The following is a 19,675-nucleotide window of genomic DNA, read 5'->3' on the forward strand; positions in this document are numbered from 1 at the left end:
TTCCAGTCATTATTTCAACGATGGCTAGGTGCCAGACCTTCTTTGCTGATAATTTGTTGCTGATCATTTCCTGACTTTCCAATAATCAGAATAACCATGCCTGCCCAACTGAAACGCCGCCTGTTCATCTTTTTCGGGGTGGTCCTGTTGATCGCCCTCGCCTTCTTCGCCCAGTGGTATTTAAAAGGACGTTTTTACGAAACCACCGACAACGCCTACGTGCAGGGTGAAATCACCCGAGTGTCCAGCCAGTTGGCCGCGCGGGTCAGCGACGTGCGGGTGCAGGACAACCAGCACGTCGAAAAAGGTCAGTTGCTGGTGCGGCTGGAACCCGATGACTTTCGTCTAGCGATCGACCGCGCGCAGGCCACCCTCGCCACGCGTGAAGCCGAACGTTTGCAGGCACAAAGCAAGCTGACCCAGCAATCGAGCCTGATCGCGGCCAGCGACGCGCAGGTACAAGCCAATCAAGCGACCCTTGGCCGTACTCAACTCGACCTGGCGCGTCTGCAAAAGCTGCGCACGCCGGGCTTCGTCTCGGAAGCGCAAGTCACCACCATGACCGCCGACAGCAACGTCGCCCGCTCGCAGGTCACCAAAGCCCAGGCCGACGCCCAGAGCCAGCGTCAGCAGGTCAACGCTTTGAATGCAGAGATCAAGCGCCTCGACGCGCAAATCGCCAACGCCCGCGCGGACCTGGCGCAGGCCGAGATCAATATGCAGCGCACGGAGATCCACTCGCCGATCAGCGGGCTGGTCGGCCAGCGCGCGGCGCGCAACGGTCAGTACGTGCAGGCGGGTGCGTACCTGCTGTCCATCGTGCCCGACGAAGACATCTGGGTGCAGGCCAACTTCAAGGAAACCCAGATCGAGCACATGGAGATCGGCCAGTCCGCCGAGCTGACGTTCGACAGTTTCCCCGGCACGCCGATCAAAGGGCAGGTCAACAGCTTGTTCGCCGCGTCCGGCGCCCAGTTCAGTTTGCTGCCACCGGACAACGCCACCGGCAACTTCACCAAGGTCGTGCAGCGCATTCCGGTGAAATTGACGTTTGCGGCCGATAATCCGCTGCACGGCAAGATTCGTCCCGGCATGTCGGTGACGGTTTCGGTGAACATCAAGCCTGAGAACGATCCGCACAGTGGCCGGTGACGAGCTGATCCGCCCGGTCGGCGAGCCGAGCCGGCGGGACTGGATCGCGGTGATGAGCGTGATGCTCGGCGCGTTCATGGCGGTGCTGGATATCCAGATCACCAACTCTTCGCTCAAGGACATTCAGGGCGCGCTGTCGGCGACCCTTGAAGAAGGCTCGTGGATTTCCACGTCCTACCTGGTCGCCGAAATCATCATGATCCCGCTCACCGCCTGGCTGGTGCAGTTGCTCTCGGCACGGCGTCTGGCGGTGTGGGTGTCGCTGGGGTTCCTGGTCTCCTCCCTGCTCTGCTCGATGGCCTGGAGCCTGGAGAGCATGATCGTGTTCCGCGCCATGCAGGGCTTCACCGGCGGCGCGCTGATCCCGCTGGCGTTCACCCTGACGCTGATCAAACTCCCAGAACACCATCGCGCAAAAGGCATGGCGCTGTTCGCCATGACCGCCACCTTCGCGCCCTCCATCGGCCCCACCCTCGGCGGATGGCTGACGGAAAACTTCGGCTGGGAATACATCTTCTACATCAACATCCCGCCAGGGCTGGTGATGATCGCCGGGCTGCTCTACGGGCTCGAAAAGAAAGCGCCGCACTGGGAGTTGCTCAAGAGCACCGATTACGCCGGTATTGTTACCCTCGGCGTCGGGCTGGGCTGTCTGCAGGTGTTTCTTGAAGAAGGTCATCGCAAGGACTGGCTCGAATCGAACCTCATCGTCAGCCTGGGCAGCATCGCATTGATCAGCCTGATGACCTTCGTGATCATCCAGTTCTCCAAACCCAAACCGCTGATCAACCTGGGCATCCTCGGTAACCGCAATTTCGGGCTGTCGAGCATTTCCAGTGTCGGGATGGGCGTTGGGCTGTACGGTTCGATCTATCTGCTGCCGCTGTACCTGGCACAGATACAGGGTTACAACGCGCAACAGATTGGCGAAGTGATCATGTGGATGGGCATCCCCCAGCTGTTTCTGATTCCGCTTGTGCCGCAACTGATGAAGATCATTTCGCCGAAAGTGCTCTGCACCTTGGGTTTTGGCCTGTTCGGGATCGCGAGCTTTTCATCGGGCGTGCTCAACCCGGATTTCGCCGGGCCGCAATTCAATCAGATCCAGATCGTTCGAGCGCTGGGTCAGCCGCTGATCATGGTGACCATCTCGCTGATTGCCACGGCGTTCATTCAGCCACAGGACGCCGGGTCGGCGTCGAGCCTGTTCAATATTCTGCGTAATCTCGGGGGCGCCATCGGCATTGCCTTGCTGGCGACCCTGCTGGATGCCCGGACCAAGACCTACTTCGACTACTTGCGAGAGTCCATCTCCCCCGCCAACCCGCAAGTCGCCGAACGCATGGCACAGCTCACGGACCGATTGGGCAACGAGACGGCAGCGCTGGGCAAGCTCAGCGAAATCGCCCACCAGCAGGCGGCGATCATGGCCTACAACGATGCGTTTCATTTTGTTGGAATCGCGCTGGGGATCAGCATGGTGGCGGTGTTGTTGACCAAGAAGCTGCCGCAGGGCATCAAGGGTGGCGCGGCGCATTAAGGTTCTTCCCTGTAGAAGCGCGCTTGCCCGCGATAGCTGTCTGCCTCCAACTCATGTGTTGACGGTCAAACCGCAATCGCGGGCAAGCGCGCTCCTACAGGGTTCTCATCAAGCCGTATGCCGTGCAGAGAACCTGTAGGAGCGAATTCATTCGCGAAAAATTGATCAGGCGCCAGAGGTGCATCGCCTGTACAACCATCGCGAATGAATTCGCTCCCACCGAAAGTCCCCGTTTGCTCAGCCTGCGATCAAACCGCCAGCAACCGCTCGCGAAGCTTGGTGATCTCGTCGCGCATCTGTGCCGCCGCTTCGAACTCCAGGTCGCGGGCCAGCTGGTACATCTTCTCTTCCAGTTGACGAATGCGCTTGGTGATCTCGCTCGGCGAACGCAGTTCGGCTTCGTACTTGGCGTTCTCTTCGGCGGCTTTGGCCATGCCCTTGCGCTTCTTGCTGCGCGAGCCGGGCACGGTGGCGCCTTCCATGATGTCGGTGACGTCCTTGATCACGCCTTTGGGGGTGATGCCGTTTTCCAGGTTGAAGGCGATCTGCTTGTCACGCCGGCGTTCGGTTTCGCCAATCGCCCGTTCCATCGAACCGGTGATGCGGTCGGCGTACAGGATCGCCCGCCCGTTGAGGTTACGCGCCGCGCGGCCAATGGTCTGGATCAGCGAACGCTCGGAACGCAGGAAGCCTTCCTTGTCGGCGTCGAGAATCGCCACGAGGGACACTTCCGGCATGTCCAGGCCTTCGCGCAGCAGGTTGATCCCCACCAGCACATCGAAGGTGCCCAGACGCAGGTCACGGATAATCTCGACGCGTTCAACGGTGTCGATGTCCGAGTGCAGGTAGCGCACCCGCACGCCGTGGTCGGCCAGGTAGTCGGTGAGGTCCTCGGACATGCGTTTGGTCAGCGTGGTGACCAGCACCCGCTCTTCCAGCGCCACGCGTTTGTGGATCTCTGACAGCAGATCGTCCACCTGGGTCAGGGCCGGACGAATTTCGATTTGCGGATCGACCAGACCGGTCGGACGCACCACTTGCTCGACCACTCGCCCGGCGTGCTCGCCTTCGTACGGGCCCGGTGTCGCGGACACGAAAATGGTCTGCGGGCTGACGCTTTCCCATTCATCGAAACGCATCGGACGGTTATCCAGTGCCGACGGCAGACGGAAGCCGTATTCCACCAGCGTTTCCTTACGCGAGCGGTCACCCTTATACATGGCGCCGACCTGCGGCACGCTGACGTGGGACTCGTCGATCACCAGCAAGGCATCCGGCGGCAGGTAGTCGTAGAGCGTGGGCGGCGGCGCACCGGCCGGACGGCCCGACAGGTAGCGCGAGTAGTTTTCGATGCCGTTGCAGTAACCCAGCTCCAGGATCATCTCCAGGTCGAACCGGGTGCGTTGCTCCAGACGTTGCGCTTCCACCAGTTTGTTGGCACCGCGCAGGTACTCCAGGCGCTCCTGCAACTCGACTTTGATCCCTTCCATCGCGTCCAGCAGGGTTTCCCGTGGCGTGACGTAGTGGCTCTTCGGGTAGAAGGTAAAGCGCGGCAGCTTGCGGATGACTTCGCCGGTCAACGGGTCGAAGGCCGACAGGCTTTCGACTTCGTCGTCGAACAGCTCGATGCGAATGGCTTCCAGGTCTGATTCCGCCGGAAAGATGTCGATCACGTCACCGCGCACGCGGAAGGTGGCACGGGCAAAATCCATGTCGTTGCGGGTGTATTGCAGGTCAGCCAGACGGCGCAGCAAGGCGCGCTGGTCGAGTTTGTCGCCACGGTCGACGTGCAGCACCATGCGCAGGTAGGTTTCCGGGCTGCCCAGACCGTAGATGCACGACACCGTCGTGACGATGATGGCGTCCTTGCGCTCCAGCAACGCCTTGGTGGCCGACAACCGCATCTGCTCGATGTGGTCGTTGATCGACGCGTCCTTCTCGATGAAGGTGTCGGACGACGGCACATAGGCTTCCGGCTGGTAGTAGTCGTAGTAGGACACGAAGTATTCAACGGCATTGTTGGGGAAGAAGGCCTTGAATTCGCCATACAACTGAGCCGCCAGCGTCTTGTTCGGCGCCAGCACCAGGGTCGGGCGCTGCACCTGCTGGATGACGTTAGCAATGCTGAAGGTTTTGCCCGAACCGGTCACCCCCAGCAGGGTCTGGTGCGACAGCCCTGCATCGATGCCCTCGACCAGTTGGCGGATCGCCGTCGGTTGATCACCGGCCGGCTCAAAACGGGTAACGAGCTGAAACTCGGACATAACCTACCTCTGTGTTCGCCCTCGCCCGAACGAGACTTCCGGGCCAGGGCGTAATGAGCGAGGACGACTGATCCCGTCAAAGGAAAAGACGTACGAAGAAAAGAATGATGGGACTACAAATGGTGGCCATAACGCCAGCTTTCAAGCCGTCCTCAGGACATTAGTCAGCGTGACATGACTAATGGTCGAAAATAATCGGAAAAACCCGGAAAAAACCAGTCCCGACCTGTCGCCCCCGATCGCGATGCTCTCTATACTGACTCCCCGTTTGTGCACCGCTCTAGTGCATTCGGCCGGAGCGATGCGACCCATTCACTCCCCATTCAGAGCCGCCGCAAAAATGAGCCTGTTTTCCGCTGTCGAAATGGCACCACGCGATCCTATCCTGGGCCTCAACGAAGCATTCAACGCCGATACCCGTACCACCAAGGTCAACCTGGGTGTAGGCGTCTACAGCAACGAAGAAGGGAAAATTCCGCTGCTGCGTGCCGTTGCCGAAGCAGAGGACATTCGCGTCGCTCAACACGTCCCCCGCGGTTACTTGCCGATTGATGGCATCGCCGCCTACGACAAAGCCGTTCAAACCCTGCTGTTCGGTGCCGACTCGCCGTTGCTGGCTTCCGGCCGCGTGATGACCGTGCAGGCCGTCGGCGGCACCGGCGCCCTAAAAATTGGTGCTGACTTCCTCAAGCAGCTGTCGCCAGACGCCGTTGTGGCGATCAGCGACCCGAGCTGGGAAAACCACCGCGCCCTGTTCGAGACTGCCGGTTTTCCGGTGCAGAACTACCGTTACTACGACGCCGCCACCCACGACGTGAACCGCGCGGGCATGCTGGAAGACCTGCAGAACCTGCCAGCCGGCTCGATCGTCGTCCTGCACGCGTGCTGCCACAACCCGACCGGCGTTGACCTGACCCTGGACGACTGGAAAAAAGTCCTTGAGGTGCTGAAAACCAAAGGCCACGTGCCGTTCCTCGACATGGCGTATCAGGGCTTTGGCGACGGCATCGACGAAGACGCCGCCGCCGTGCGTCTGTTCGCTGAATCGGGCCTGACCTTCTTCGCCTCCAGCTCGTTCTCCAAGTCGTTCTCGCTGTATGGCGAGCGTGTGGGCGCGCTGTCGATCGTCACCGACTCCAAAGAAGAAACTGCGCGCGTCCTGTCCCAGGTCAAGCGTGTGATCCGCACCAACTACTCGAACCCGCCGACCCATGGCGCAACCATCGTCGCCGCGGTGCTGAACAGCCCTGAGTTGCGTCAGAAGTGGGAAGACGAACTGGCCGAAATGCGTTTGCGCATTCGTGCCATGCGTGAAGAAATGACGAACCGCCTGGCGAACAACGCAGCCGGTCAGGACTTCAGCTTCGTGGCGCGTCAGCGTGGGATGTTCTCGTACTCGGGCCTGACCACCGAGCAGGTGCATCGCCTGCGCAACGAGTTCGGGATCTACGCGCTGGACACCGGCCGGATCTGTGTGGCGGCGTTGAACAACCGCAACATTGAAGCGGTGACCAAAGCGATTCTGGCGGTTATTTAACGAGCAGCTGCAAGCTGCATGAGGGGAAGCAGATCGGTGTCTGCTTCCCCTTTTTTATGCCTGACGCAAAACACTGTAGGAGCGCGCTTGCCCGCGAAAGCGTAGTTTCAGGCAACCTGCCTTTCACAGACATATCGCCATCGCGGGCAAGCGCGCTCTTACATTTACCCGCGTTCACCCAAGCAACTGCATAGGCTCATGCCCTTACTCACTGCGCCTTCTTGCGATACGCCATCGAGTCATCAATCCGCTTGAGGATGTAATCCCCCGCCGCCACCGGCGGATACAGGCTGGTCGCCGCATCAATGCCCAGATCACAGGGGTCAACCATGGCGCCGTAGGTGGGGTCGTAGAACGTGGCGATGGAATACCGCTCATGCCCGGATTTGTTGATCACCCGATGCAACGTCGAGCGAAAGCGATCATTCGACCAGCGCGCCAGCAGATCCCCGACATTGACCACCAGACTGCCCTCGACAGGCGTGGCGTCAATCCAGCGGTTGCTGCCCAGTTCACGGACCTGCAAACCGCCGGTGTTGTCCTGATACAGCAACGTGATGCAACCGTAATCCGTGTGCGGCGCAACGCCGAACTGATCGGTCTCGGCCATCGGCGGATGCGGCGGGTAATACACCATCTGCGTGCGCTGCAAGCGCTTGCCGTATTTCGGCTCAAAGAAACCAGGCTCGATGCCCAGCCCTACCGCAACCGCTTTGAGCAGGTCGGCGCCGGCCAGGCCGATTTCTTCGTAATAGCCATCCAGCGCCATGCGCAACTCCGGCATGAAATCCGGCCACTGATTCGGCCCACGCAAGGCCTCACCCGCCAGCACACAGGGATCGTCTTCCGGCAGCTCCAGCCCCATGCTGAAGAACTCCTTGAAGTCCGGCTTAGTCGCTTCATACATCAGCGCACCGCCGAGGGCATGCCAGCCACGGTGACGTTTGTTCACCGCCACCTGACGCTTCACGTCCACCGGGTAGGCAAAGAAGGTTTTCGCCGCCGCCATGGCAGTGTCGATCACGGGTTGCGGCACGCCGTGGTTGATGATGTAGAAAAACCCGGTTTCGCCGCAGGCCTTGCGAATCGCCTCACCGGCACGAGAGACCGCCGCGGGGTCGCCTTCGCGAACGCCAGCCATGTCGATCAGAGGGAGATGAGTATGTGCGGTCATGCGAGCTCCTGTCGGTGGAAGGTCGGACAAGCTGTATAGACAGGTGAAGCATTTAGTGTGCCCAACACTGTCCTGCAGCACCCCCTTGGTCCTGTGGGAGCTGCCGGAGGTTAAGACGGTGGCGAATGCGTGGTGTGAGGCGTGTCAGACAGGACGCTTTCGCCACCGTCGTAACCTCCGGCAGCTCCCACAAAGTTCGGTGTGCGAATCAAGACAGTTCCCACACGCCCCAGTACCGGGCAGGCAGGCCTTTATCAGTGCAACTTTTGGTGACATCGTTCCAAGCACTGTTCCTATGGCGGTGATGGCAGCCCAAGCGCCAGGTTCCTGCGCTGAACTGGCCTGCATCTTGCGTAAGCTGTCTATACAGCTCGCCCAAGGATTGTCATGCGTCGCTATCACGCCGGTACCGATTTTCTCCGTGCGCACAGTATTGCCGAACTGGCTCACATGGCCCGTCGGCGTTTGCCGCATTTCGCCTGGGAGTACCTGGAAGGTGGCGCCGAAGAAGAACTGACGCTGGCGCGCAATCGCCAGGCGTTCGCCGACGTGAGCCTGCTGCCCAGGACACTGATTCCCTGGCAGACCCCCGACACACGCCGCACGCTGTTCGAGCAACAACTGGCACTGCCGATGGCCATCGCACCGACGGGCTACAACGGCATGCTGCACCGCGACGCCGACATTCATCTTGCCCGAGCGGCCACCGCGCGCGGCCTGCCCTTTTCCCTCAGCACCGTTTCGACCACCTCAATGGAAGCGATCGTCGCCGCCGTGCCCAACGTCAACCTGTGGTTTCAGCTGTACAGCATGAGCGATCCCATGGTGCAGGAGGACTTGCTGCAGCGCGCCGAAGCGGTGGGTTGCAAGACCTTGCTGCTGACCACCGATGCCGTGCTGCTGGGCAACCGCGAGTGGGACAAGCGCAATTTCGCGCGACCGCGCCAACTGAGCCTGCGCAACAAGTTCGACGTCCTGCGCCACCCGCGCTGGATCAAACAGGCGCTTTGGCCGCACGGCATGCCGAGCATGGCCAACCTCGACCGCTACCTGCCGGCCAACCAGCGCAATGCCGCCGGGGCCGCGCACTTCATCGGTGAAAAGATGGAGAAGCAGTTGAGCTGGGATTTCCTTGCCCGATTGCGTGAGCGGTGGCCCCACCGCTTACTGCTCAAGGGCGTGATGCACCCGCAAGACGCCGAGCAGGCCGTGAAGCTCGGGCTGGACGGCATCGTCGTCACCAATCATGGCGGTCGGCAACTGGATGGCGTCCCTGCCACGCTCGATTGCCTGCCCGCCATCGCTGATGTTGCCAAAGGCAAGCTCAGCATCCTGCTCGACAGCGGCATTCGACGCGGCACCGATATTCTGAAGGCGTGCGCGCTGGGTGCGGACGCCGTATTGCTGGGCCGCGCCACCCTCTACGGCGTGGCCGTGGGCGGTCAGGCCGGCGCCGGCCATGCGCTGGACTTGCTGGCGAACGAACTGCGGCTGGCCTTGACCTTGCTCGGTCAACCAGACCTGAATCAATTGAGCGCCAGCCGCAAGCCTGACGCGACCTTTACCGTGAGTGGATGACATGAGCGACCTGCAACAGACCCTCACCCGGTTACGTGAAGCCTTGGGCGATGCGCAGGTGCTGACCGGCGATGCCATTAGCCAGCGTCACTACAGCGACTGGACCCGCCACGCCCCGACCTGTCCGGCTGCGCTGCTGCTGCCCAAAGACACTGAACAGGTGTCAGTCGCCCTGCGCATCTGCAACGCGGCCGGACAACCCGTCGTGCCGCAAGGTGGCATGACTGGCCTGGCAGGCGGAGCGGTGCCCCGCGCCAGCGACATCGCCCTGTCGCTGGACCGCCTGCGCGGCATCGAAGAAATCGACGCGGCGGCCGCGACCGTCACCGTGAGGGCAGGCACCACCCTGCAGGAGATCCAGCAGGCGGTTGCCGATGCCGGTTACCTGTTTCCGCTGGACCTGGGCGCTCGCGGCTCCTGTCAGATCGGCGGCAACATTGCGACCAACGCGGGCGGCAATGCGGTGATCCGTTATGGCATGACCCGTGACCTGGTGCTCGGGCTGGAAGTGGTGCTTGCCGACGGTCGCGTGTTGAACCTGATGAACAAGATGATCAAGAACAACTGCGGCTATGACCTAAAACAGTGCTTCATCGGCAGCGAAGGCACCCTTGGGGTGATTACCCGTGCGGTGCTGAAGATGGCCCCTCAGCCGGGCGAGTCCACCACCCTGCTCTGCGCCCTGCCCGATTACGCCAGCGCGGTCGCCTTGTTGCGGCGCCTCCAGCGCAACGCTGGCACGCCGCAGGCGTATGAGTTGATGTGGCAGGACTTCTTCTGCATGGGCGTGTCGTGGCTGGAAACCCCGGTGGCGCCGATGCCCGACCATCATCCCCTGTACGTGCTGCTGGAATCCTCGGCGACCAGTGAGGTGCTGGAGCAGACGCTGGAAGCGGCCATCGAGGCGGGCGAAGTGGTCGATGCGATCCTCGCCACCTCACAGACCCAGGCCCGCAGCCTGTGGAAGATCCGCGAAGCCACCGGCGAATTCCCGGTGCGTCTGGCGCCTTTGAATTTCGACATCAGCCTGCCGATCGGTCAGATCGGCGACTTCGCCGACCTGTGCCGCCAACGCCTGGATGAGCGCTGGCCCGGTAACCACAGCGTGTATTTCGGCCACATCGGTGACAGCAATCTGCACCTGACCGTGGACTGCAACTCGCTGCCGCAACCTGCGCCCGTCTACGAAATCGAAGAACTGGTGTACAGCGCGGTGGGCGAGCTGGGTGGCGCCGTTTCTGCTGAACACGGCATCGGCCTGCTCAAGCGCGAGTTTCTTCATCATTCGGTCAGCCAAGAAGCTTTAGAGGCGATGGCCGGGCTCAAGCGCAGCTTTGACCCCAAGGGCATTCTGAATCCGGGGAAAATCTTCGGTTAAAGGCTTCGGTGGTTGTATATACCGGTATGGCACGCTAACTGCAGCACGAGCTACCACTTCTGCCCCACATAACGACGACAACACTGCACCTGAAGGAGTTACCCCATGCAACTCGATTCCTGCGTTGATACGAAAGTGTTCAGTAAGACGTTCAAAAGCCTGAGCATCGCGGCCATGTTGGCGGCTTTCTCTGTGGGGGTAATGCCGCTGGCCGCTCACGCCGACCAACTGGCCGACGTGAAGAAAGCCGGTGAACTGGTGGTCGGTACCGAGATGCAATTCGCCCCGTTCGACTTTCTCGACGCGGGCAAACAGAAAGGCCTGAACGCCGAGCTGTTCGAAGCGCTGGGCAAGGAACTGGGGGTCAAGATCAAGTTCCTCGACCTGCCATGGCCAAGCGTGCTGCCAGGCCTTGAGGCGAAGAAATTCGACGTGGTCGCCGGCCCGATCATCGTCACCAAAGCCCGCAAAGAGCGTTATCACTTTGTCTCGCCAATCGCCGAAGCCACCGTGGCGCTGATGGTCGGCGCCAAGGACGACAGCATCAAGAAGCCCGAGGACATCGCGGGTAAAACCGTGGGTGCCGGTAAAGGTTCCGCGCAACTGGAAGAGCTGAAAACCTTCGCTGCAACGCTGCCGGAGAAGGTCACCATTCGCGAATACGTCGACAACAACCAGGCCTACGCCGACCTGGCGGCCAAACGCATCGTCGCCGTGGCCAACTCGTTGCCCAACATTTCCTACGTCGCGGCACAGAAAGCCAATCTGTACAAAGTGGTGCAACCGCCGTTCGGCAAGAAATCCTACTTCGCCTACCTGGGCCGCAAGGATGCCGACGCCGACAGCCTGATCGCCGCGCTGGATGCTGCGGTGAACAAGATGCACGCGGACGGCCGTCTGGCGGCATTGCAGAAGAAATGGCTGGGCGCGGAGATGGATGTGCCAAAGGGTGATTTTGAGCCGACTTGGTAATACCGGCGAAGCTCCCCTGTAGGAGCGCGCTCCTACAGGGTTCGGCGTCTGGCATCTGATTTATACGCTGGAGTCACACCGTGTTCGATTGGCCCTTGCTGCAGCAGAACGCACCTTTATTGCTCGGCGCCCTGTGGGTGACGTTGCAGGTTTCCATCGCCGCGCTGGCGATCGGGTTTGTCATCGGCATCATGGTCGGCAGCCTGCGGTTGTCGCCGATTCCCCTGTTGCGCCGTATGGGCGGGGCCTACATTTTCGTGTTCCGGGGCATCCCGCTGCTGGTGCAACTGCTGTTCATCTATTACTTCCTGCCGCGTATCGGCCTGCCCAATGTCTCGCCTACCGTGGCGGCGGTCATTGGCCTGTCGCTGGCGGCCGGTGCCTACATCGCCGAAATCATGCGCGGTGGTTTTCTTGCCATCCCTGGCGGTCAGCTGGAAGCGGCCGGTTTACTGGGCATGAGCGCGAGCCAGATGCTGATCCGCATCCGCGTGCCCCAGGCTGTGCGCCTGACCTTGCCTGCGCTGGTCAACGAAATGATCCTGTTGATCAAGGCCTCGTCGCTGGTGTCGGTCGTCGGCCTGGCCGACCTGACCCGCACCGCGCAGAACCTCGCCGCCAGCGACTACATGTTCGTTCAGGATTACCTGATGCTCGCGGGCTTCTATTGTCTGATCAATATTCCGCTCGCCTACTGCGGCAGCCTGCTTGAACGTCGGTTGAAGGAGCAGACGGCATGATCTTCGACCCGAAAATCATCACCGACCACCTGGGCGACATCGGCTCGGGCTTTCTGGTCACCCTCGGCACCTGGAGCAGCGGCGTGGTGCTCGGTATTGCGCTGGGCATGCTGATTGCCGTGGCTCAAGTGTTTGGCAACCGCTTCGTGCGGGCGCCGCTGCGGGTGTTCATCGAGCTGATTCGTAGCACGCCGTTTCTGGTGCAACTGTTCCTGGTGTATTACGGCGGGCCTTCCTTCGGGCTGAGCCTTGATCCGATTCCCGCCGGCATCCTGGGGCTGGGCGTTTACGGCAGCGTGTATTTCGCCGAGATCTTTCGCTCCGGGTTCGAGTCGGTGGCCCGGGGTCAGCTGGAAGCGGCAGATTGCCTGGGCATCACCCGCCTGCAATGCATCTGGCGGATTCAAGTGCCGCAAATGCTGGTGATCATCCTTCCGGCGCTGGTGAACATGATCACTGTGCTGTGCAAGGAAACCGCCGTGCTGTCGATCATCACCATCCCGGAACTCACGATGGTCCTGACCGGCATCGGCTCGGAGACCTTTGCCTTCGTCGAGACCCTGCTGATGTTGTGCATCGGCTATCTGATTCTGGTGGAGGCCTGCTCGCGACTGGGCATGCTCCTGGAAACCCGTGTGGGCCGCTTCATGAACAAACAACCACGATAAGGAAGCCCTCCCATGAACAGCTTCCTGATACCCAGCGGTGCCGCGTCCGCCAGCACACGCGAGAAACAAGGTGAATGCATGAAGACTTCAGCAACAGCGCCGGGCGACCAGCCGACCATTCTGTCGCTGAGCAAGGTGGGCAAAAGCTTTGGCGCCCTGCGCGTGCTCAAGGGCATCGACCTGCAGGTGCAGCGCTCGGAAGTGGTGTGCCTGATCGGCCCGTCGGGTTCGGGGAAAAGCACGTTGCTGCGCAGCATGGCCTTCCTTGAGGAATACGACGAAGGCGAGATTCGCATCGAGGGTCAGTTGCTCGGCTGGCAGAACACCGACAAAGGTCGCCGACGCGCGCCGCAATCGCAGATCAATCAGGTTCGCCGCAACGTCGGCATGGTGTTCCAGCAATTCAACCTGTGGCCGCACATGACCGCCTTGGGCAACGTCTGCGAAGCCCTGCGCAGAGTGCGCAAGCTGTCGGCCATTGAGGCGACCCGGCGCGGCATGGCGATGCTGGAAAAAGTCGGCCTGGCGCACAAGGCGAATGCCTATCCCGCGCAGTTGTCCGGCGGTCAACAGCAGCGCGTGGCGATTGCCCGGGCGCTGGCGATGGAGCCGCACATCATGCTGTTCGACGAACCCACCTCCGCGCTCGACCCGGAACTGGTGGGCGAAGTGCTGCAGGTGATGAAGACCCTGGCCAAAGAAGGCATGACCATGGTCGTGGTCACCCACGAAATGGGCTTTGCCGCACAGGTGGCCGATTCGGTGATTTTTCTCGATCAGGGCGAAGTGGTCGCGCGGGGCACACCCCAACAGATCTTCCACAACGCCGAACAGCCGCGCTTGCAGCAGTTTTTGCAGAATTACCTCGACCGCAATGCGTTCTGGCAGGACGGCAAGTAGCAAGAGCCGATCGTGTAGGAGCGCGCTTGCCCGCGATCGGCCGGGAACCGGTCGTAAGATCTGAAAACAGGATGGGTCAGACCCGTGGCGATCGCGGGCAAGCGCGCTCCTACAGGTGATCACCCGGACCGTATTGCGTTAAGGAGGTCAATGATGGACAAGCCGGCGCCACAAGCCCTGTACCGCCAGGCGAAGGATTTTGTGCTCGGCAAGCTGGTGTCCGGGGAATGGAAACCGGGCGACCTGATTCCGTCTGAAAACCGCCTGGTCCTTGAACTGGGCATGTCGCGCATGACGGTCAACCGGGCATTGCGCGAACTGACCGAAGAAGGCCGTCTGCTGCGGGTGTCCGGGGTGGGCACCTTCGTCGCCGAGAGCAAGCCGCAATCGAACCTGCTGCACATCACCAACATCGCCGATGAGATTCTGGCGCGGGGGCATCGTTATCGCTGTCAGGTGTTGCAACTGACGCGGGAATCAGCGTCGATGCCGATCGCCTCGGCGCTCTCATTGCCCACCGGTGCCTCGGTGTTTCACCTGCTCTGCGTGCATTACGAAGAAGATATCGCGGTGCAGCTGGAGGATCGCTACGTCAATCCGCACACGGCGCCGGACTTTCTGCAGCAACCCTTCGGCGACGCCTTGCAATCAGCGCGCTACTTGCTGCAGATCATTCAACCGGACGAAATGGAGCACATTGTAGAGGCCAGTCACCCGACCGCCGACGAACTCAAATACCTGCAGATCGACGCCAGCGAGCCCTGTCTGGTGCTGATGCGTCGCACGTGGAACAGCGGCCGCGTCGTGACCTACGTGCGGTTGGTCCACCCTTCTTCACGCTACCGTCTCGGCAGCCGCTTGCCGGTGACGGGCAGTTACCGCGACAGTTGAACGGCCTCGTTGAAGGCGGGAGACAGCCGGTCAGCAGATTCATCGAACGCCTGTGACGCCTTGCCCTCGAACGCTGTAAGCCCCGGTGATTCGGGCGTACAGAAGAGGTGCATATGGATAACCAACAGAACCAGCAGACCCAAGAGCGTCACGACCCTGCCATCGACCCGGACACCCCGGACAACCACATGGGCCAGGACAAGGCCGCGCCGAACACCGCGCCTGAGCAAAACCAGGGCACTTCCCAAAGCCAGGACGGTGCTCAAAGCCAGAGCAACAATGGCGCACAAAGTCAGGAAAACAACGGCAATCAGTCGGGCGAAAACAGCTTCACGCCGGATTTCGAGCCTGAGGAACACGAATCCCCTGACAAGACCAAGGAAGAGAACCAGACCGGCGACACGGATCGGGACATTGATACCGCTGGCGGTTAAACAACGCCGATCCCCTGTAGGAGCGCGCTTGCCCGCGATTGCGGTATGTCTGTGACGGATGGATCGTCTGACACCACCCAATCGCGAGCAAGCGAAGGCCTCTAGTTGCGATAACCACAGAGTTCCCCCGCCGCCGCTCAAACTCAAGCATTTGCCCATTGCATAGCCCCCTAACAAACCGGCACCATCACGCTTTCGTTTGTGCAGGCAGACCCGCCTGCAGTCCCCGGAGCGTTGTCGATAATGGTCCAGCCCGCCACTCAGGATTCCCCGCGCGTCAGCGATAAGCTCACCCCCCGCGAATTTCGCGGCATGGTTGCGATTCTGCTGTCCATCGCCCTGGCCACGCTCGACACGGCCATCGCCAATACCGCCCTGCCCGCCATCGCTGCCGACCTTAACGCTTCGCCCGCGGCGTCGGTGTGGATCATCAACGCCTACCAACTGGCGGCGGTGGCAACCCTGCTGCCGTTCGCGGCCTTGGGCGGTGTGCTGGGTCAACGCAAGGTCTACCTTGGCGGGTTGATGCTGTTCGTGTTGTCTTCGGCGCTGTGCACGTTCGCCTGGTCGTTGCCCACGCTGACCATCGCCCGTGTGCTGCAAGGCCTGGGCGCCAGCGCGATCATGAGCGTGAACGCCGGTCTGATCAGCTCGATCTTCCCCCGCGAGCGCCTCGGCCGCGGGCTGGGCATGAATGCGCTGGTGGTCGGCACGTCGTTTTCCATCGGCCCCACCATCGCCTCGTTGGTGCTGTCGGTGGCCAGTTGGCCGTGGCTGTTCGCAATCAACTTGCCCATCGGCGTGTTCGCGCTGGTGTTCGCCTGGAACTCGCTGCCTGCCACCCAACCCGGCAGCCTGACCTTTGACCGGGTGACGGCGATCCTCAATGTCATCACCTTTGGTGCGCTGATCTTCGCCTTGAGCGAGGCCGCGCAGCTGGGCTCGATGACCACCGTGCTGATCGCCCTGGCGATCTTTCTGGTCAGCGGCGCGGCGATGCTCAAACGCGAGGCCGGGCATCCGGCGCCGATGTTCCCGCTGGACCTGCTCAAACGCCCGATGTTTGCCTTGTCAGCCCTGACTGCCTTTTGCTCGTTCGCCACGCAAGGTTTGGCGTTCGTGTCACTGCCGTTCTTCTTCGAAACCACGCTGGGCCGTGACCCGGTGCAGACCGGTTTCCTGATGACGCCCTGGTCGGTGGTGGTGGCGATGATCGCGCCGTTCGCCGGACGCATGTCCGATCGTTACCCGCCGGGGCTGCTCGGCGGCATCGGTCTGGCGTTGCTCTGCTGCGGGATGATTTCCCTGGCGACCATGCCTGCGGACGCCAGCGTCATGTCCATCGCCGCGCGGATGGTTCTGTGCGGCATCGGCTTCGGCTTTTTCCAGGCACCGAATCAGAAAGCGCTGATGACCAGCGCCCCGAAAGAACGCTCCAGCGGCGCCAGCGGCACCATCGCCACCGCCCGCTTGATCGGTCAGGCCACCGGCGCCGCCCTGGTGGCGCTGAGTTTCGGGATTTCCAGCGAACACGGCCCGGCGCTGGCACTGAGCATCGGCGCCGGGTTCGCCGCGGTGGGCAGCGTGGCCAGTGGATTGCGGTTGGTGACCAAGACCAAGGCGAACGCTTCGACTTGACGCCAATGCGGTGTTGATCGACCTATTCGCTACCCTCGCAGCAGGATCAGGCAATCATCCCGCAGAACTGGTACACCGCTTGGCCACCTTATGTTCCTAACATGGGTGATCAAGCAACGGCATCTGCCTCGTGAGGGATACACCATGAGTACGACAAAAACCCTGTTCATCACCGGCGTCAGCAGTGGCTTTGGCAAGGCGCTCGCCGCGCAGGCACTGGTGGCCGGGCACACGGTCATTGGCACCGTGCGCACCCAGGAAGCACTGGCCGCGTTTGAATCTCAGGCCGAGGGCCGCGCCCATGGCGTGCTGCTGGACGTGACTGAATTCGACGCCATCGACAGCGTGATCAACGACGTCGACAAGGCATTCGGCCCAGTGGATGTGCTGGTCAACAACGCTGGCTACGGCCACGAAGGCATTCTGGAAGAGTCCTCGCTGGACGAACTGCGTCGGCAGTTCGACGTCAACGTGTTCGGCGCCGTGGCGGTCACCAAGGCGTTCGTTCCGCTGTTTCGCCAGCGCCGCAAGGGGCACATCCTCAACATCACCTCCATGGGTGGCTTCATTACCATGCCGGGCATCGCCTACTACAACGGCAGCAAGTTCGCGCTCGAGGGGATCTCGGAAGCGCTGGGCAAGGAGCTGAAGCCGTTCAACGTGCATGTCACAGCGGTCGCGCCGGGCAGTTTTCGCACGGACTGGGCCGGCCGTTCAATGCAACGCTCGCCACGGCAGATCGCCGACTACGACGAAACCTTCGACCCGATTCGCAAGGCCCGCGAAGAGCGCAGCGGCAAGCAGATCGGTGACCCGGTGAAGGCAGCCGATGCGATGTTGAAGCTGATCGACAGCGAAAACCCGCCTGCGCACCTGTTGCTCGGCAGCGACGCACTGAAGCTGGTGCGAGACAAGCTGGCGTTGCTGGAATCGGAGATTGCCGCGTGGGAAGCGGTGACGCGGTCGACGGATGGATAAAGTCTGGCGGACCTGCTTCTGTTGCCTTGCTGCTAAACCCCGCCCCGGCTGAAGATCCGGATCACCTCATCCAGGTGATCCGCCATCGCCTGGCGTGCAGCGTCGGGATTGCGGTTCTGCAACGCCTGAAGGATCAACCGGTGCTCGTGCTCCGAGCGAAACGGCATGTCGTCCGAGGTGTAATGCGCTTGCAGGCGTTGGAACATGCTGCCGTATTGATGACCGAGCAGATGCTGGATCATCAGCGCGTAAGCGGGATTACCGGACGCTTGAGCGATACGGATATGGAACAGCCGGTCGCCCGGATGGGTATGGGAGTGTTCGCGATTATCGTGGGTGTTGCGCTCGAAGGCTTCGCGGATCGATTCAAGCTCTTCATCACTGGCATGCTGCGCCGCGAGGGCTGCAGTTTCCGGCTCGATCAGTCGTCGGGCCTGCAACAACGCAAAGGGCGGAATCTCCGCGCTGAAATCCACTTCGATGCCCAGTTCAGGGTCGATGTCTTTCCATTGATCGCGGGTCGCCTGTGTCATCACAGGCTCGTCAGACAGGATCTGCAAGGGTGGCTCACAGACCAGCACGCCATTGCCGACCCGTACATCGACCAGACCAATCACCTCCAGCGCAATCATCGCCTCACGCACCGACGCGCGGCTGACACCCAGCAGCTTGGCCAGCTCACGCTCGGCGGGCAAACGACTGCCCGGCGGAAATTCACCGCTGTCGATCAAGGCGCGCAGCTGGTCGGCGATCTGGCGGTAAAGCCGTTGGTTATCAATAGCTTGGATGGGCATTGGAACTCAGCTCGAAAATGAAAAGTGCAACCCGGCAGAAAAATGACCTTGTTGAGGTCCGGCACAAGTGCTAAAAACAGGACCAATGGCCTGACCATTGGACGACTGCAGTGAACGGATCATAGCAAACCTCTGCCGGTTGAGCGTGCTCCCAGTCACCGTCACTGCGCCATCAATGGCCTGACCTTTAGACCTGACGCCTCGGTCGTCTTCACAATAAGAACAAGGGATTCAACATGGACCTCACCGGTAAGCGAGTGCTCATCACCGCCGCCGCTCAGGGCATCGGTCAAGCCAGCGTCGAGGCTTACCTGAATGCGGGCGCGGAAGTCTTTGCCGTCGACATCAACGGCGCAGCCCTGGACACCCTCAAAGGCGTACACAAACACGTGCTGGACGTCACCGATCACGCGGCCATCGAGCGACTGGCAGCCGAGATCGGCGCGCTGGACGTGCTGTTCAACTGCGCAGGCGTGGTGCACAGCGGCAACATTCTCGAATGCTCGGACAAGGACTGGAGCTTCGCCTTCGACCTCAACGTCACCGCCATGTACAAGATGATCCGCGCCTTCCTGCCGGCCATGCTGGCCAACGGCGGCGGTTCGATCATCAACATGTCGTCGGTGGCGTCCGCCATCAAGGGCGTTCCCAACCGATTCGCCTACTGCGCCAGCAAAGCCGCGGTGATCGGCATCACGCGGTCTGTCGCTGCCGATTTCGTCGGGCAGAACATCCGTTGCAACTGCATCTGCCCCGGCACCGTCGAATCGCCGTCGCTGCGTCAGCGTGTGGCCGAACAGGCCGTGCGCGAGCATCGCGATGAAGCCCAGGTGTACGCCGCGTTTGAGGCACGTCAACCGATGGGGCGTCTCGGCACGCCGCAAGAGATTGCGCAACTGGCGTTATATCTTGGTTCGCCCGCCAGCGGGTTTACTACCGGCACGGCACAGATCATCGACGGTGGTTGGAGTAACTGAATTCATCCGCGCCTACAGAGACTGACGCCCAATTCTGACTATTCATTTGAACGAGGACAC

General features: G+C 61.3%; 17 protein-coding genes. 14 read left to right on the top strand and 3 right to left on the bottom strand.

Going from position 1 to position 19,675, the window contains the following annotated elements; translation table 11 throughout:
* Positions 1–96 precede the first annotated feature (96 nt).
* Entirely contained in the window at positions 97–1,152 is a 1,056-nt protein-coding gene (locus AB4N84_RS30110) for an HlyD family secretion protein (RefSeq protein ID WP_460044639.1), read from the top strand.
* Positions 1,142–2,692 carry an MDR family MFS transporter gene (locus AB4N84_RS30115; RefSeq protein ID WP_460044640.1) on the top strand — a complete coding sequence of 517 codons (1,551 nt, stop codon included), beginning with the start codon at positions 1,142–1,144 and terminating at the stop codon, positions 2,690–2,692. Before AB4N84_RS30110 ends, AB4N84_RS30115 begins: the two co-directional genes overlap by 11 nt.
* A 248-nt stretch (positions 2,693–2,940) precedes the next feature.
* On the opposite strand, the gene uvrB is transcribed toward AB4N84_RS30115, so the two are convergent.
* Entirely contained in the window at positions 2,941–4,956 is a 2,016-nt protein-coding gene (gene uvrB, locus AB4N84_RS30120; RefSeq protein WP_074753444.1) for an excinuclease ABC subunit UvrB, read from the bottom strand.
* A gap of 340 nt (positions 4,957–5,296) precedes the next feature.
* On the opposite strand from uvrB, the gene AB4N84_RS30125 reads away from it, so the two are divergent.
* Positions 5,297–6,493: an amino acid aminotransferase gene (locus AB4N84_RS30125; protein WP_460044641.1), complete on the top strand. Its 1,197-nt coding sequence runs from the start codon at positions 5,297–5,299 to the stop codon at positions 6,491–6,493.
* 208 nt (positions 6,494–6,701) lie between these two features.
* Here AB4N84_RS30125 and AB4N84_RS30130 read toward each other — a convergent pair whose 3' ends face one another.
* Positions 6,702–7,667, bottom strand: a complete 966-nt coding sequence (locus AB4N84_RS30130) for an isopenicillin N synthase family dioxygenase (protein ID WP_460044643.1) — start codon at positions 7,665–7,667, stop codon at positions 6,702–6,704.
* A 387-nt stretch (positions 7,668–8,054) separates the two neighbouring features.
* On the opposite strand from AB4N84_RS30130, the gene AB4N84_RS30135 reads away from it, so the two are divergent.
* From AB4N84_RS30135 to AB4N84_RS30180, 10 genes are all read left to right on the top strand, one after another.
* Positions 8,055–9,245, top strand: coding sequence for an alpha-hydroxy acid oxidase (locus AB4N84_RS30135; RefSeq protein WP_460044644.1), 1,191 nt, complete (start codon positions 8,055–8,057; stop codon positions 9,243–9,245).
* Position 9,246: 1 nt separating this feature from the next.
* Positions 9,247–10,623 (top strand): FAD-binding oxidoreductase, encoded by a 1,377-nt coding sequence (locus AB4N84_RS30140; protein WP_460044645.1) that lies wholly within the window; start codon positions 9,247–9,249, stop codon positions 10,621–10,623.
* Positions 10,624–10,728: 105 nt separating this feature from the next.
* Complete coding sequence (locus AB4N84_RS30145; protein ID WP_208605170.1) at positions 10,729–11,595, top strand: transporter substrate-binding domain-containing protein; 867 nt, start codon at positions 10,729–10,731, stop codon at positions 11,593–11,595.
* Between the two features lie 80 nt (positions 11,596–11,675).
* Positions 11,676–12,335 (top strand): amino acid ABC transporter permease, encoded by a 660-nt coding sequence (locus AB4N84_RS30150; RefSeq protein WP_460044647.1) that lies wholly within the window; start codon positions 11,676–11,678, stop codon positions 12,333–12,335.
* Positions 12,332–13,003 (top strand): amino acid ABC transporter permease, encoded by a 672-nt coding sequence (locus AB4N84_RS30155; RefSeq protein WP_074753450.1) that lies wholly within the window; start codon positions 12,332–12,334, stop codon positions 13,001–13,003. Before AB4N84_RS30150 ends, AB4N84_RS30155 begins: the two co-directional genes overlap by 4 nt.
* 78 nt (positions 13,004–13,081) lie before the next feature.
* The gene (locus AB4N84_RS30160; RefSeq protein WP_460044648.1) at positions 13,082–13,903 is read left to right on the top strand and encodes an amino acid ABC transporter ATP-binding protein; all 822 of its coding nucleotides are present in this window, start codon (positions 13,082–13,084) and stop codon (positions 13,901–13,903) included.
* Positions 13,904–14,053: 150 nt separating this feature from the next.
* The gene (gene hutC / locus AB4N84_RS30165; protein ID WP_460044649.1) at positions 14,054–14,794 is read left to right on the top strand and encodes a histidine utilization repressor; all 741 of its coding nucleotides are present in this window, start codon (positions 14,054–14,056) and stop codon (positions 14,792–14,794) included.
* Between the two features lie 113 nt (positions 14,795–14,907).
* Entirely contained in the window at positions 14,908–15,228 is a 321-nt protein-coding gene (locus AB4N84_RS30170; protein WP_074753452.1) for a hypothetical protein, read from the top strand.
* Between the two features lie 312 nt (positions 15,229–15,540).
* Positions 15,541–16,866 (top strand): MFS transporter, encoded by a 1,326-nt coding sequence (locus tag AB4N84_RS30175; RefSeq protein WP_460047184.1) that lies wholly within the window; start codon positions 15,541–15,543, stop codon positions 16,864–16,866.
* Positions 16,867–17,010: 144 nt separating this feature from the next.
* On the top strand, positions 17,011–17,844 hold the full coding sequence (locus AB4N84_RS30180) for an oxidoreductase (RefSeq protein ID WP_460044651.1): 834 nt from the start codon (positions 17,011–17,013) through the stop codon (positions 17,842–17,844).
* 32 nt (positions 17,845–17,876) lie between these two features.
* On the opposite strand, the gene AB4N84_RS30185 is transcribed toward AB4N84_RS30180, so the two are convergent.
* Positions 17,877–18,638, bottom strand: a complete 762-nt coding sequence (locus AB4N84_RS30185) for a FadR/GntR family transcriptional regulator (RefSeq protein ID WP_460044652.1) — start codon at positions 18,636–18,638, stop codon at positions 17,877–17,879.
* 236 nt (positions 18,639–18,874) lie between these two features.
* On the opposite strand from AB4N84_RS30185, the gene AB4N84_RS30190 reads away from it, so the two are divergent.
* Positions 18,875–19,615, top strand: coding sequence for an SDR family oxidoreductase (locus tag AB4N84_RS30190; RefSeq protein ID WP_460044653.1), 741 nt, complete (start codon positions 18,875–18,877; stop codon positions 19,613–19,615).
* The last annotated feature ends 60 nt before the right edge of the window (positions 19,616–19,675 follow it).

The organism is Pseudomonas sp. S2_H01 (assembly GCF_054668305.1).

Bases quoted from the DNA above. Each gene is read 5' to 3' on its own strand.
- AB4N84_RS30110 (WP_460044639.1), top strand. From the start codon at position 97: ATGCCTGCCCAACTGAAACGCCGCCTGTTCATCTTTTTCGGGGTGGTC.
- uvrB (WP_074753444.1), bottom strand. From the start codon at position 4,956: ATGTCCGAGTTTCAGCTCGTTACCCGTTTTGAGCCGGCCGGTGATCAA.
- AB4N84_RS30125 (WP_460044641.1), top strand. From the start codon at position 5,297: ATGAGCCTGTTTTCCGCTGTCGAAATGGCACCACGCGATCCTATCCTG.
- AB4N84_RS30130 (WP_460044643.1), bottom strand. From the start codon at position 7,667: ATGACCGCACATACTCATCTCCCTCTGATCGACATGGCTGGCGTTCGC.
- AB4N84_RS30135 (WP_460044644.1), top strand. From the start codon at position 8,055: ATGCGTCGCTATCACGCCGGTACCGATTTTCTCCGTGCGCACAGTATT.
- AB4N84_RS30140 (WP_460044645.1), top strand. From the start codon at position 9,247: ATGAGCGACCTGCAACAGACCCTCACCCGGTTACGTGAAGCCTTGGGC.
- AB4N84_RS30145 (WP_208605170.1), top strand. From the start codon at position 10,729: ATGCAACTCGATTCCTGCGTTGATACGAAAGTGTTCAGTAAGACGTTC.
- AB4N84_RS30155 (WP_074753450.1), top strand. From the start codon at position 12,332: ATGATCTTCGACCCGAAAATCATCACCGACCACCTGGGCGACATCGGC.
- AB4N84_RS30160 (WP_460044648.1), top strand. From the start codon at position 13,082: ATGAAGACTTCAGCAACAGCGCCGGGCGACCAGCCGACCATTCTGTCG.
- hutC (WP_460044649.1), top strand. From the start codon at position 14,054: ATGATGGACAAGCCGGCGCCACAAGCCCTGTACCGCCAGGCGAAGGAT.
- AB4N84_RS30170 (WP_074753452.1), top strand. From the start codon at position 14,908: ATGGATAACCAACAGAACCAGCAGACCCAAGAGCGTCACGACCCTGCC.
- AB4N84_RS30175 (WP_460047184.1), top strand. From the start codon at position 15,541: ATGGTTGCGATTCTGCTGTCCATCGCCCTGGCCACGCTCGACACGGCC.
- AB4N84_RS30180 (WP_460044651.1), top strand. From the start codon at position 17,011: ATGAGTACGACAAAAACCCTGTTCATCACCGGCGTCAGCAGTGGCTTT.
- AB4N84_RS30185 (WP_460044652.1), bottom strand. From the start codon at position 18,638: ATGCCCATCCAAGCTATTGATAACCAACGGCTTTACCGCCAGATCGCC.
- AB4N84_RS30190 (WP_460044653.1), top strand. From the start codon at position 18,875: ATGGACCTCACCGGTAAGCGAGTGCTCATCACCGCCGCCGCTCAGGGC.